The organism is Pantoea sp. ARC270, assembly GCF_003236725.1.
Lineage (GTDB): Bacteria > Pseudomonadota > Gammaproteobacteria > Enterobacterales > Enterobacteriaceae > Pantoea > Pantoea anthophila.
On sequence record NZ_PUGA01000027.1, the window covers coordinates 1 to 12317 of the forward strand.

Sequence of the window (12317 nt, forward strand, 5' to 3'; positions counted from 1 at the left end):
ATCCGAAATCGGTGATGGAGCAGGGCACGCAGTTCGCGCTGGAGGGGCTTATCAGACGGTTGCAGCGAAGCACGCTCTGAAGGCGCGAAGCGCGCCTTCAGAAGCCGTCAGCGGCAGTCGACAATCAGCCGGCCCTGCACTTTTCCGTCCAGCAGATCCTGCGCGCCCTGTTTCGCCTCACTCAGCGGGATGACCCGGCTCAGCCGGCTGAGCCGTTCGCCATCCAGCAGCTCACCCAGCCGCTGCCACGCCTGCTGGCGAAGCGGTGTCGGGCAGAGCACGCTGTCCACACCGGCAAGCGTGACGCCGCGCAGAATAAAGGGGGCGACGCTGGCAGGCAGGTCGAGACCCTGCGCCATACCGCAGGCAGCTACCGCGCCGTCCCGCCGGGTGGCGGCCAGCACGTTCGCCAGTGTGTGGCTGCCCACGCTGTCTATCGCGGCAGCCCAGCGCTCTTTTGCCAGCGGCTTGCCTGGCTGTGACAGCTCATCACGATCGATGACTGAGGTCGCCCCCAGGGTGTCGATCAGGTAGGCATGGTCGCTGGCGCGTCCGCTGGAGGCGATAACCTCATATCCCAGCCGAGCCAGCAGGCTGACGCTGTAGCTGCCGACGCCGCCGCTGGCACCCGTCACCAGCACCGGCCCGTGGTCAGGCGTGATGCCCTGTTTCTCCAGCGCCATCACACAGAGCATCGCGGTCAGTCCCGCCGTGCCCATTGCCATCGTCTGTAGCGGAGTGAGAGAGGCGGGAACGCGCACCAGCCAGTCGCCGCTGACGCTGGCTTTCTGTGCCAGGCCGCCCCACTGTTTTTCGCCCACCCCCCAGCCTGTCAGCAGGGCCATATCTCCCTCTTTCCAGTCGGGATGGCGGCTGGCGGTGACCCGGCCCACAAAGTCGATACCCGGCACCATCGGGAACTGGCGCACAATCGGGCCTTTGTTGCAGATAGCCAGGGCATCTTTGTAGTTCAGGGATGAGTAGCTGACGTCGAGCGTGACATCGTGGTCGGGCAGTTGCGATTCGGGGAGATCTTTGAGCAGGGCGCGGTAACCCTGCTCGTCATTTTCAATGATCAGTGCCTTGAACATGCATCCTCCAGGAGTGTGATAGTGAGGATGAGTGTACGCCCGGCAGAGGTAATGCGGTAGGGCAAGGGTCAGGCCAGGGGGCAGTGAATCCCGCTCACGCGCATCGTCAGCCGCCGATCGCACTCTGCATAAATCTGCATATATTTCATATAATTAATCGTGCTGTTAATTTTAATCTGTAAATTATCCATTAAAAACAGGGCGTTATCTTTTTTGTCGCCTGCCGGATAATTGCCTGGCTCGGGTTGTCCACGTAAAAAAAAGATGACATCATGACCGCCACTTTTTGGCCCTGTTTATACATCACAGAGGACGTCGCCATGTCCGGTTCACCGCGCACCCGCCCGGATTACCGTTCGCTCTTTCCGGCGCGCACCGGTTTTTCCTCTTTCCTGAACACGCTGCGGTTCCCCATGCGGTGAGGCCAGCCTGGCAGCGGCCGGTTATCTGCTCTTCAACGGCTGCACAATGCCTTCTGACGGTTTTCACTGACATTCTTCGCCGGGGCGCTGTCCCCATGATTGTGCCACGGGCACGTCCTCCCTGCCGTTAGGGACGCTTTATGACTCCACTGAAAATTGCTGCCAGCGCCGCTGTGGCGCCCAGTCTGACTCTGAACACCGCGCGCGACGTGGTGACGCTGGATAACACCGACTTTACCGATGTCGCGGCGGTTGTCGTCTCGCTGGCGGATACCCGCAGCGGCATACTGACACTGCTGCGTCATACCGGGTTCGACCTGCCGGTATTTGTCGCCAACGCCTTTGAAGAGGAGGTGATGCACCTGCCCGGCGTCAGCGGGGAGCTGAATGGCGATCCGCAGGAGTGGATTGCGCTGGAGGCGGCCGCGCAGGCCTATGAAGCGGCGCTGCTGCCGCCCTTTTTTGAGACGCTCTCCCGCTATGTCGATATGCAGAACAGTACCTTTGCCTGCCCCGGTCATCAGGGCGGCGCGTTCTTCAGGAAACATCCGGCGGGTAAACAGTTCTATGACTTCTATGGCGAAAATGTTTTCCGCTCGGATATGTGTAATGCCGACGTTAAACTGGGCGATCTGCTGATCCACGAAGGATCGGCTAAAGATGCACAAAAGTATGCGGCAAAGGTGTTTAACGCCGACAAAACCTACTTTGTGCTCAACGGCACCTCAAGCGCCAATAAAGTGGTGACCAATGCGCTGCTGACCCGGGGCGATCTGGTGCTGTTTGACCGCAACAACCATAAGTCGAACCACCATGGCGCGCTGATCCAGGCGGGGGCCACGCCGGTTTATCTGGAGGCGGCACGCAATCCTTTCGGCTTTATTGGCGGCATTGATGCGCACTGCTTTGATGAGGCCTATCTGCGCGAGCAGATCGCGGCGGTTGCGCCCCAGCGCGCAGAAGAGGCGCGGCCTTTCCGTCTGGCGATCATCCAGCTGGGCACCTACGACGGCACGGTTTACAACGCGCGTCAGGTGGTGGATCGCATCGGCCATCTGTGTGATTACATCCTGTTTGATTCCGCATGGCTCGGCTATGAGCAGTTTATCCCGCTGATGGAAGGCTGTTCGCCGCTGACGTTAGAATTGAACGAGAACGATCCCGGCATTTTTGTCACGCAGTCGGTACATAAGCAGCTGGCGGGTTTTTCACAGACCTCGCAGATCCACAAAAAAGATAATCACATTCGCGGACAGCGCCGCTTCTGCCCGCATAAACGGCTGAATAACGCCTTTATGCTGCACGCCTCAACCAGTCCGTTTTATCCGCTGTTTGCCGCACTGGATATTAACGCCCGGATGCATCAGGGCGAGGCGGGGCGTCGCCTGTGGGATGAGTGCGTCACGCTGGGGATCGATGCGCGTAAAGCGATCCTGGAGCGTTGCGAAATGATCCTGCCGTTTGTGCCGGAGCGCGTGGCCGGGCAGCGCTGGCAGGATGCGCCCACGGAGACGATCGCCCGCGATCTGCGCTACTTCAGCTTCGAACCACAGGAAAAGTGGCACGGTTTTGCCGGTTATGCGCGCGATCAGTATCGGGTCGATCCCTGCAAGCTGCTGCTGACCACGCCGGGGATCGATGCCGCCAGCGGGGAGTACAGTGATTTCGGGATCCCGGCCACGATTCTGGCGAACTATCTGCGCGAAAACGGCATTGTGCCGGAGAAGTGCGACCTCAACTCGATCCTGTTCCTGCTGACGCCAGCAGAGAGCCCGGAGAAGATGGCGAATCTGGTGGCGATGCTGGCGCAGTTCGAGCAGCACGTCAGGGATGATGCGCCGCTGGCCGAAGTGCTGCCGACGATCTACCGTAAAAATGCGCAACGCTATGCCGGTTACACTCTGCGTCGCCTCTGTCAGGAGATGCACGATCTTTACGTCAGTCACAACGTGAAGGATCTGCAGCGTCTGATGTTCCGCGCCGCGGAGTTCCCGCCGGTCAGGGTGAATCCGCAGGATGCCCATCAGGCGTATATTCGCGGTGAGGTCGAGCTGGTGCCGATAGCCGAGGCCGCAGGACGGATTGCCGCCGAGGGCGCGCTGCCTTATCCGCCGGGCGTGCTCTGCGTGGTGCCGGGGGAGATCTGGGGCGGCGCGGTGCAGCGCTACTTCCTGGCCCTGGAAGAGGGGCTGAATCTGCTGCCAGGCTTCTCGCCAGAGCTGCAGGGCGTTTACACCGAAGAGGATGAGCAGGGACGTAAGTATCTGGTGGCCAATATGATGGTGAGGGGGTAGCTTCGCTGCGCGAAGGGGCTATGAGATTCTTTCGCCTGCCAGGCGGTGGTGAGTTGTTACCTGCCGGTGGGCTGCTCTGAGAGGGTTTCGCCCGCCAGGCGGTGGGCTGGCTCTGAGAAGGTTTCGCCCGCCAGGCGTGAGGGAGTTATCACCTGGCGGTGGGCTGGTACTGAGAGGGTTTCGCCTGCCAGGCGGTGGGCTGGCTCTGAGAGGGTTTCGCCCGCCAGGCGTGAGGGAGTTTCAGCCTGCCCGTGCAGGCGGACGCGTCAAGGGGCGGACGCCCGCCCCTTAACAATCCCGGCGTCCGGCAGCCTCCGCGCCCCGCGTTGCGGGGTGCCTTCGTCACGCCCTGCGGCCGACGGACCGTCCGGACTCGCCATCCCTGGCTCGTGCCGTCATCTCGCCGACGTCCTGTCGGCTCATCCTGGCCTCCGGTTGCTCCTCAGCGCGCCGGATGCCTCTCCCACACCCCCGCCTTTGATATCTTCGTTTCTCCTGAATGGAGCGTTGTCTGTTTGCACCGAAGCCAAAGACATTCTTTAAAACTTACCGCAGTGAAGTCCTTAACAGTAAAAGAAGAGATAACAGCGGGGAGGGAGGCCGTCTGAGCCGCTGAGCGGATGAGGGATTTCAGGACGAGCGACAGGGATGTCGCGAAGAGGCGGGTTCGCGCCAGGGATGGCGCGTCCTGCCGGTCCGTGAGAAATCCGGAAGAAGCGAAGGGACCGCGAAGCGGCGGTGAGGCAGGCCGGAGCCCGGGGTCAAGGGGGCGCGGCGACTGGCGCCCCCTTGTCGGTCGCCTGCAGAGGCGAAACTGAAACTGCCGGATTCACCCGGCGAACGAAACCTGCTCAGACTCCGCTCGCGCAGCGAACACCCCCGGATCCAATCAGAACCCCCGATAACTCCGCTGTGCGGTACTCACCTTATACAGATAACGGCGCGACTCCGCCGACGGATGCTGGCTGGTCAGGATCTGATAGACCCTGTTCGGCGGCAGGTCGTTAATCATCGCGAATGCCCGATCTTTATCGCTGGAGAAGACGCGCAGAACGCTGCCTGCACCACCGTTGTAGGCGGTGATCACCGCATAGCGGCGGGACAGCGGATCCTGAATGCCGCCCAGATAGCTGCGCTGCAACAGCGACAGATAGGCGGTGCCCGCATCGATATTGTTCTCCGGGTCCAGCAGATAGCTGCGGCTTGGCTTGCCCCATTTCCCCTTCATGCGGAACACGTCAACACCGGCGGTGTGCTGCACCACCTGCATCAGGCCCAGCGCATCGGAGTGGCTCACGGCGTAGGGGTTAAAGCTCGACTCGGTCTGCATAATCGCCAGAATCAGCGACGCATCCACACCATACTGTTCGGCGGCTTTGCGCACCATCGGCAGGTATTTGTGGGCACGCTTATCCAGGTGGTTCGGCACCATCGGAATTGTAATGGTGTAAATCACATGCAGACCCGACGTGCGGCGCTGCAGTTTGTGCTGGATCAGATAGTCAGCAAAGGCTTCAGCGCGGCCCTGCCAGCGGATCGGCTGCCCGGTGTTATCCAGCACCTGACCATAGAGCAGTGGCTCTTTACTGATCACGATATCGTTGGCATCAGAGTAGAGATCGACATTCCCCGGATCGTCGCCAATCAGCAGGGTGGTCACGATTGCCTGACGCAGGCTGGCCATGGGATCGGTGCCCGAAATCGTCTCGATAGTCAGCTTACCGCTTTCAAAGTTGATGTGGCTGCGGGTGTAATAGTTGTCGCTGTATTTGACGTAATCTTTGGGTCCGGCGATCAGGACCTCATTGATACCCCAGATATTCTCAATATTGTGAGCAAACTGCCCCATCAGAATATCAAAGCCGTTAGTGTCTTTTACCCACTCTTCGTGGAACTGCTGTTTTTTCGACCCGGAACAGGAAACCAAAAGTGGTGCTATCACCAGCAGGGCGATTAATTTTTTATTCATTGGGAATGCAAGCCTGACCTGGATAACCGGCCCCAGCGATGAGGCCCGAAAATTTACGCTTCTGGCGGTGTATAGCCTTCGATGTGAACGTCTTTGCCTTCGAACAGGAAGTTGACCATCTCCTTCTCCAGGACTTTACGATCCTCAGGATTCATCATGTTGAGCTTCTTCTCGTTGATCAACATGGTCTGCTTCGCCATCCACTTCTGCCAGGCTTCTTTCGAAATCTCGTTGTAAATGCGCTTACCCAAATCGCCCGGATAGAGCTGAAAATCCTGTCCTTCCGCGTCGCGCTGTAAAAACGTACAAAAGATGGTGCGGCTCATTCTTCTTCCTCATTAATCTCACAACTGTCCAAAGCCAGTTGTCGGGGATGGCGCAGCTCGTGCAGCAGGCGCTCAACGGGTGCAGCTAATCCCACAGATGGTGGCAGCGCTAAGTTATACCAGAGACCGCCTGCTTCATCCATCGCCGCCCCGACAGAAGGCCATGCCAGCCACATTGGCACAATATCGAGATGGAAATGGCTGAAGGTGTGACGAAAGGCCGTCATCTGTTGCGGTCTGGCGTGGATGCCGCGTGCCGCCAGCCAGTCGTTCAGCGCCGCTTCGGTGGTGAATTGCGGGAAGCAGAACAGCCCTCCCCATAAACCCACCGGGGGACGCTGCTCCAGCCAGACATCATCGCCATCCTGAATCATCAGGAACCAGCCGCTGCGCTCCGGCAGCACCTGTTTAGGCTTCTTACCGGGATAGCTGGCCCAGCTGCTGCTGGCATAGGCTTCACAGCCGCTGTTCAGCGGGCAGATTTCGCACTTCGGTTTCGAGCGGGTGCAGACCAGCGCGCCCAGATCCATCATCGCCTGGTTAAACTGGCTGACGCCCTCAGCGGGGGTGACCTCTTCACTGATCTGCCAGAGCCGCTTCTCGACCTCTTTTTTGCCCGGCCAGCCGCTGACGGCATAACAGCGGGCCAGCACGCGCTTGACGTTGCCATCCAGAATCGGGAAGTGCTGTCCCAGTGACAGCGACAGGATCGCCCCCGCCGTCGAGCGGCCTACGCCGGGCAGGGCAGAGACATCATCGAAATTCACAGGGAACTCGCCCTGATGAACATCGACAATCTGTTTTGCCGCCTTGTGCAGGTTACGCGCACGGGCGTAGTAGCCGAGGCCGGTCCAGAGATGCAGAACCTCATCCAGCGGTGCCGCCGCCAGATCGCTGACCGTGGGGAAGCGCGCCATAAAGCGTTCGAAGTAGGGAATAACCGTGGCAACCTGGGTCTGCTGTAACATCACTTCAGACAGCCACACCTTGTAAGGCGTTTTCTCCAGCTGCCAGGGCAGGGTTTTGCGGCCAAAGCGCTGATACCAGTCCAGCACCTGTTGCGCGAACTGCGGCGCTTGCATCATAAGAAGGAAAATTTCCGTGTTTACTCTACACTCAGGCAGGAATTCCAGCACATGCGCACCTGGGTGTAAACCGGAAGATTGCAAAGGCTTGCTTCTGCTTATGAACTTTGCATAATGCCCGTTTCCCGGAACAGGCTAACCAGCAGGCTTTTACATGATTAATGACGTCATCACCCCAGAATTTGATGAGAACGGGCGGCCATTGCGCCGGATCCGCAGCTTTGTGCGCCGCCAGGGTCGCTTAACCAAAGGCCAGCAGCAGGCGCTGGACACCCTGTGGCCGGTCATGGGAGTGGAATACCAGCCGGAGCCGGTCGATTTAGTCGCGCTGTTTGGCCGCGAGGCACCGGTGACGCTGGAGATTGGCTTTGGTATGGGCGCGTCGCTGGTCACCATGGCGCAGAACACGCCGCATCAGAACTTCCTGGGTATTGAAGTGCATGCGCCAGGCGTGGGAGCCTGTCTGGCCGCCGCGAAAGAGGCGGATGTACAGAACCTGCGGGTGATGTGTCATGACGCGGTGGAAGTGCTGGAGAAGATGATCCCGGATAACTCGCTGCGCATGGTTCAGCTCTTTTTCCCCGATCCGTGGCACAAAGCGCGTCATAACAAACGCCGTATCGTCCAGGTGCCTTTCGCCGAACTGGTGATGCGTAAACTGAAGCTGGGCGGCGTTTTCCACATGGCGACCGACTGGGAAGCCTACGCGGAGCATATGCTGGAAGTGATGAACAGCATTGATGGTTACCGTAACCAGTCAGAACAACAGAATTATGTGCCGCGTCCTGAGACGCGTCCACTGACCAAGTTTGAGCAGCGCGGGCAGCGTTTAGGCCACGGCGTATGGGATTTAATGTTTGAGAGGGTGAAATAATGGCCACACAACGCAGCCGCCGTTTACGCAAAAAACTGCACATTGATGAGTTTCAGGAGCTGGGGTTCTCGGTTGCATGGCGCTTCCCGGAAGGCACCAGCGAAAGTGAAATTGATGAGACGCTCAACCAGTTCATCAACGAAGCGATCGATCCTAACGGTCTGGCTTTTGATGGCAGCGGTTACCTGGTGTGGGAAGGTCTGGTCTGCCTGCAGAAAACCGGCAAATGCACCGAGGAGCATCGCGCTCTGGTCCGCAAATGGCTGGAAGATCACAAGCTGCAGGATGTGCAGATGACGGAACTCTTCGACGTCTGGTGGGACTAAAGGTCAGGTCGGTCAGGTCGGTCAGGCTGCTGGTCTGCCATCCCGGATGGGGCAGAACAGCAGGCCGCCGGCCCGGTTTTAAGAAACACGGTGTCGGGCTGAGGCCCGATTGCTGAACGGTTCCGCACCAGATGTTAGGGAGTAGATATGATGCGTAAAGCGCTTCTTGCTGTGCTGCTGGCAGCAGCGACCCAGGCTCAGGCAGCCTATGAATGCAGCGTTAAGCCGCAGGATGATGTGGTGATTAAGCCGCAGAGCGTGCAGGTGGTCGGTGCCAATGGCAATCTTGAGATCTCGCCGCAGGGCGACGTTCAGTTCAACGGGGAGAAGGTGTCGCTGAGCACAGCGGAACGCCAGAAAGCGATCGATTACCAGAACGCGCTGCGTCGCGATCTGCCGTGGATCGACAGCGGGGCGACCTCACGTCTGGAGAAAGGACGTGCGGCACTGGATCGGGTGATCGTGGAGAAGCTGGGCACCGACAGCAACGTCCGCAATCGCCTGAGCACGCTGAATGGCCAGCTGAAACAGCAGATGAACCGCATCATCGAGCACCGTGACGACGGGCTGACGTTCCACCATCAGGCGATCGATAAAGTGCGCGCGGAAGGGGAGAGGCTGGTTCAGTCGACGCTGGGCGGCGTCATGCAGGATAGCCTGAATGAGATGGGCAGTAAGCAGGGCAGTGGCGGCAGCAATCCGCTGCAGGCGATTATGGGAAATCTTGGCGGTCTGCAGCAGTCGATTCAGGCTGAGTGGAGCAAGCAGGAGCAGGATTTCCAGAACTTCGGTCACGAGGTCTGTAATCGCGTCATTTCGCTGGAAGATCAGCGTAAGCAGCTTACGGGCGCCCTGAAAAAATAGTGTCACGCCTCAGCCTGCCGGGCTGAGGCGCCTTTGTTACTCTTCCGCCAGAAACAGCTCCAGCAGCGAATTCAGAAACAGTTTTCCTTTCTCTGTAATCTGCCACTGATCCGCCGTTTCCGTCACATAACCCGCAGCGATCGCGGCATCCATCTGCGGACGGATCGCCTGCTCTGACAGACCGGTGTAGCGGCTGAACTCGTCGCGCGGTGCTGCTTCCAGCAGGCGAAAGCGGTTCATGAAATATTCAAACGGCTTGTCGCTGTCGGCCACCTCATACTGCTTCTCGCGGTAATTTCCCTGCATGAATCCACGCGGATGACGGGTTTTCACCGTGCGTACAATGCGGCCATCCGGTTGCGTCAGCTTGCCGTGTGCGCCACAGCCGATCCCCAGATAGTCGCCGAAACGCCAGTAGTTAAGGTTGTGCTCACAGCGATAACCCGGCTTCGCGTAGGCGGAGGTTTCATACTGCTGATAACCGGCTTCCCGCAGCAGCTGATCGCCCTGTTCGAAAATGTCCCACAGCGCATCATCATCCGGCAGCACCGGCGGACGGGAACCAAACAGGGTGTTGGGTTCGATGGTCAGCTGATACCAGGAGAGGTGCGGCGGATTGAGCGCAATCGCCTGACGCAAATCGTCGAGCGCCTCTTCCAGCGACTGGTCCGGCAGGCCGTGCATCAGGTCGAGGTTGAAGCTGCGCAGCGACAGCGACTGTGCCAGTTGGGCGGCACGGGTCGCCTCGTCAGGCCCGTGAATGCGGCCGAGGCGCTGCAGCTTCTGCGGACTGAAACTCTGAACGCCAATCGAAATACGGTTAATGCCGGCGCGCTGATAGGCGCTGAAGCGATCGGCTTCCACGGTGCCCGGGTTGGCCTCCATGGTCACCTCCGCATCGGGAGCCAGCGTCAGACGCGCCCGCACCCCATCCATCAGCATCTGCATCGCGCTGCTGCTCAGCAGGCTGGGCGTGCCGCCACCAATGAAGATGGTGCGCACTTCGCGGCCATGAATCAGCGGTAGATCGATCTCCAGATCGCGCAGCAGGTGCTGCACGTACTCAACGTGCGGCACCTCATCCTTCAGCGCATGGGAGTTAAAATCGCAGTAGGGACACTTCTGAACGCACCACGGAATATGGATATAGAGACTTAACGGCGGCAGATTAGGCATTACGCATCGCTTCCAGCAGCAGCGTCAATGCTTTACCCCGGTGAGAAACAGCACCTTTTTCCGCTTTGCTCAGTTCAGCGGCCGTTTTACCCAGCGCCGGAACAGAGAAAATCGGGTCATATCCAAAGCCACCGGCACCCGCAGCGGAACGGGTAATTTCCCCCTCCCAGCTGCCGTGGAACACCAGCGGCGTAGGATCGTCCGCATGACGCAGATAAACCAGCACGCAGTGAAACTGCGCCTGACGCTGACCGTCCGGCACGTTTTCCAGCGCCTGCAGCAGCTTCTCCAGATTCTGTTGATCGCTGGCATCTTCTCCGGCGTAACGCGCCGAATAGATACCAGGCGCGCCACCCAGCGCATCCACGGCCAGGCCGGAGTCGTCGGCAATCGCCGGCAGTCCGGTGATCTGCGCCGCGTGACGCGCTTTGAGAATGGCATTCTCGATAAAGGTCAGGCCGGTCTCTTCCGCCGACTCAACCCCCAGGTCACTCTGAGCGACGATATCCAGACCAAAGGCGGAGAGCAGCTCCGCCAGTTCACGCACTTTGCCGGGATTACCGGTGGCGAGCACAACTTTTTGCATAACAGTTCCAGTTTGATTCATTTACAGCAGGTACCAGAGACCCGGGAACAGGTCCATGCCGAGAAAGTTCAGGGCATACAGCACCAGAATGACGATCATCGCGGAGAAATCGATACCGCCCATGGCAGGCAGAATACGGCGAATCGGTGCCATCATCGGTTCGGTCAGCTGCACCAGCAGGTAGTCGACCGGGCCGCGACCCTGGCTGATCCAGCTCATCAGTGAGCGAATGATGATCACCCAGAAGACCAGATAACCGGCCGATTTAATCAGCGACAGCAGGCCGACCAGCAGGTTGGTCGGATCAACCGAGAACACGCCCACCTGAATCAGCAGTAAAATCGGGTATTTCAGCGTGGTCAGGACAAAGGCCAGCAGCAGCGAGGCGGTATCAATCGGCCCCAGTGCCGGAATGATGCGGCGCAGCGGCTTGACAATCGGCTGCGTGACTTTGACGACGAACTGCGCCACGGGATTATAAAAATCGCAGCGTGACCACTGCATCCAGATGCGCAGTAGCAGCACCATGACGTAGAGATCGATCAGCGTTTTTACTAAAAACGTCAGTGTTAACATGAAGTTCCTCTGTTATTGTTGTGAGTTGTGCGCATAATCGCGTGCGCCAAAAATGGCGGTGCCGATGCGCACCATCGTACTGCCTGCGGCGATGGCCGCCTCCATGTCATCGCTCATTCCCAGCGAAAGCGTATCAATATGCGGATAGTGCTGCTGCAGCTGACGGAATGCTTCCGCCATCTGCTGACACACCGCCAGCTGCTTCGTGTAGTCACTCTCCGCCGCCGGAATCGCCATTAATCCCCGCAGTCGCAGCTGCGGCAGGGCCGCTATCGCCTCTGCCAGCCCGGAAACGGCCTCCAGCATGATGCCAGATTTACTCGTCTCGTCACTGATATTTACCTGAATTAACACATTCAGCGGTGGCAGTGAGGCGGGACGCTGATCGTTGAGCCGCTGGGCAATGCGCAGACGGTCAAGGGTGTGGCACCAGGCAAAATTTTCCGCCACCAGCCGGCTCTTATTGGACTGCAACGGACCGATGAAGTGCCACTCCAGTTCCGGATGTGCGGCCAGCGCCTGAACCTTTTCAACCCCTTCCTGCACGTAATTTTCGCCAAAGGCAATCTGACCCGCGGTAAAGGCTTCTTCGACCGCGCTCGCAGGTTTGGTTTTACTGACGGCAAGCAGGGTAATTTCTTCTGGTGCGCGGCCGCAACACGCGGCAGCGGCCGCAATGCGCTGCCGGACTTGCTGTAGGTTGTGCTGGATTGAGGTCATAGTCAGGA

Annotated in this window: 12 protein-coding genes; 4 read left to right on the forward strand and 8 right to left on the reverse strand. The window is 59.0% G+C overall.

Annotated elements, in window-relative coordinates:
• Positions 1-107 precede the first annotated feature (107 nt).
• Positions 108-1091 carry an MDR family oxidoreductase gene (locus CKF42_RS12965; protein WP_111208358.1) on the reverse strand — a complete coding sequence of 328 codons (984 nt, stop codon included), beginning with the start codon at positions 1089-1091 and terminating at the stop codon, positions 108-110.
• Between the two features lie 562 nt (positions 1092-1653).
• Between CKF42_RS12965 and CKF42_RS12970 the strand changes: the two genes are divergently transcribed.
• A complete protein-coding gene (locus CKF42_RS12970) occupies positions 1654-3807 on the forward strand; it encodes an ornithine decarboxylase (protein WP_046102516.1) in 2154 nt (717 codons plus the stop codon).
• Positions 3808-4696: 889 nt separating this feature from the next.
• On the opposite strand, the gene mltC is transcribed toward CKF42_RS12970, so the two are convergent.
• From mltC to mutY, 3 genes are read right to left on the reverse strand one after another with little or no spacing between them, the layout of a single operon-like run.
• On the reverse strand, positions 4697-5776 hold the full coding sequence (mltC, locus tag CKF42_RS12975; protein WP_009087159.1) for a membrane-bound lytic murein transglycosylase MltC: 1080 nt from the start codon (positions 5774-5776) through the stop codon (positions 4697-4699).
• Between the two features lie 53 nt (positions 5777-5829).
• Entirely contained in the window at positions 5830-6102 is a 273-nt protein-coding gene (locus CKF42_RS12980) for an oxidative damage protection protein (RefSeq protein ID WP_009087157.1), read from the reverse strand.
• Positions 6099-7187: an A/G-specific adenine glycosylase gene (gene mutY, locus CKF42_RS12985; RefSeq protein WP_058958117.1), complete on the reverse strand. Its 1089-nt coding sequence runs from the start codon at positions 7185-7187 to the stop codon at positions 6099-6101. Before mutY ends, CKF42_RS12980 begins: the two co-directional genes overlap by 4 nt.
• Positions 7188-7341: 154 nt before the next feature.
• On the opposite strand from mutY, the gene trmB reads away from it, so the two are divergent.
• The 3 genes from trmB to CKF42_RS13000 all read left to right on the forward strand — a co-directional run bounded on the left by trmB (position 7342) and on the right by CKF42_RS13000 (position 9251).
• Complete coding sequence (trmB, locus tag CKF42_RS12990; RefSeq protein WP_009087154.1) at positions 7342-8061, forward strand: tRNA (guanosine(46)-N7)-methyltransferase TrmB; 720 nt, start codon at positions 7342-7344, stop codon at positions 8059-8061.
• On the forward strand, positions 8061-8387 hold the full coding sequence (locus CKF42_RS12995) for a YggL family protein (protein ID WP_009087152.1): 327 nt from the start codon (positions 8061-8063) through the stop codon (positions 8385-8387). The genes trmB and CKF42_RS12995 overlap by 1 nt, the downstream gene beginning before the upstream one ends.
• A 147-nt stretch (positions 8388-8534) precedes the next feature.
• On the forward strand, positions 8535-9251 hold the full coding sequence (locus CKF42_RS13000; RefSeq protein ID WP_111208359.1) for a DUF2884 domain-containing protein: 717 nt from the start codon (positions 8535-8537) through the stop codon (positions 9249-9251).
• 36 nt (positions 9252-9287) lie between these two features.
• Here CKF42_RS13000 and hemW read toward each other — a convergent pair whose 3' ends face one another.
• Genes hemW through CKF42_RS13020 form a run of 4 tightly spaced genes read right to left on the reverse strand, consistent with a single transcriptional unit; the run spans position 9288 to position 12309 of the window.
• Positions 9288-10427 (reverse strand): radical SAM family heme chaperone HemW, encoded by a 1140-nt coding sequence (gene hemW / locus CKF42_RS13005; RefSeq protein ID WP_046102514.1) that lies wholly within the window; start codon positions 10425-10427, stop codon positions 9288-9290.
• Positions 10420-11013: an XTP/dITP diphosphatase gene (locus CKF42_RS13010; RefSeq protein ID WP_009087148.1), complete on the reverse strand. Its 594-nt coding sequence runs from the start codon at positions 11011-11013 to the stop codon at positions 10420-10422. The genes hemW and CKF42_RS13010 overlap by 8 nt, the downstream gene beginning before the upstream one ends.
• Before the next feature lie 21 nt (positions 11014-11034).
• On the reverse strand, positions 11035-11589 hold the full coding sequence (locus CKF42_RS13015; RefSeq protein WP_009087146.1) for a YggT family protein: 555 nt from the start codon (positions 11587-11589) through the stop codon (positions 11035-11037).
• A gap of 12 nt (positions 11590-11601) precedes the next feature.
• Positions 11602-12309: a YggS family pyridoxal phosphate-dependent enzyme gene (locus CKF42_RS13020; RefSeq protein WP_111208360.1), complete on the reverse strand. Its 708-nt coding sequence runs from the start codon at positions 12307-12309 to the stop codon at positions 11602-11604.
• Positions 12310-12317 lie beyond the last annotated feature (8 nt).

What these genes read in the sequence shown, in the direction of transcription:
- mltC (WP_009087159.1), bottom strand. Translation starts at nt 5,776, where the DNA reads ATGAATAAAAAATTAATCGCCCTGCTGGTGATAGCACCACTTTTGGTT.
- CKF42_RS12970 (WP_046102516.1), top strand. Translation starts at nt 1,654, where the DNA reads ATGACTCCACTGAAAATTGCTGCCAGCGCCGCTGTGGCGCCCAGTCTG.
- CKF42_RS13015 (WP_009087146.1), bottom strand. Translation starts at nt 11,589, where the DNA reads ATGTTAACACTGACGTTTTTAGTAAAAACGCTGATCGATCTCTACGTC.
- CKF42_RS13000 (WP_111208359.1), top strand. Translation starts at nt 8,535, where the DNA reads ATGATGCGTAAAGCGCTTCTTGCTGTGCTGCTGGCAGCAGCGACCCAG.
- CKF42_RS12980 (WP_009087157.1), bottom strand. Translation starts at nt 6,102, where the DNA reads ATGAGCCGCACCATCTTTTGTACGTTTTTACAGCGCGACGCGGAAGGA.
- CKF42_RS12965 (WP_111208358.1), bottom strand. Translation starts at nt 1,091, where the DNA reads ATGTTCAAGGCACTGATCATTGAAAATGACGAGCAGGGTTACCGCGCC.
- CKF42_RS12995 (WP_009087152.1), top strand. Translation starts at nt 8,061, where the DNA reads ATGGCCACACAACGCAGCCGCCGTTTACGCAAAAAACTGCACATTGAT.
- hemW (WP_046102514.1), bottom strand. Translation starts at nt 10,427, where the DNA reads ATGCCTAATCTGCCGCCGTTAAGTCTCTATATCCATATTCCGTGGTGC.
- CKF42_RS13020 (WP_111208360.1), bottom strand. Translation starts at nt 12,309, where the DNA reads ATGACCTCAATCCAGCACAACCTACAGCAAGTCCGGCAGCGCATTGCG.
- mutY (WP_058958117.1), bottom strand. Translation starts at nt 7,187, where the DNA reads ATGATGCAAGCGCCGCAGTTCGCGCAACAGGTGCTGGACTGGTATCAG.
- trmB (WP_009087154.1), top strand. Translation starts at nt 7,342, where the DNA reads ATGATTAATGACGTCATCACCCCAGAATTTGATGAGAACGGGCGGCCA.
- CKF42_RS13010 (WP_009087148.1), bottom strand. Translation starts at nt 11,013, where the DNA reads ATGCAAAAAGTTGTGCTCGCCACCGGTAATCCCGGCAAAGTGCGTGAA.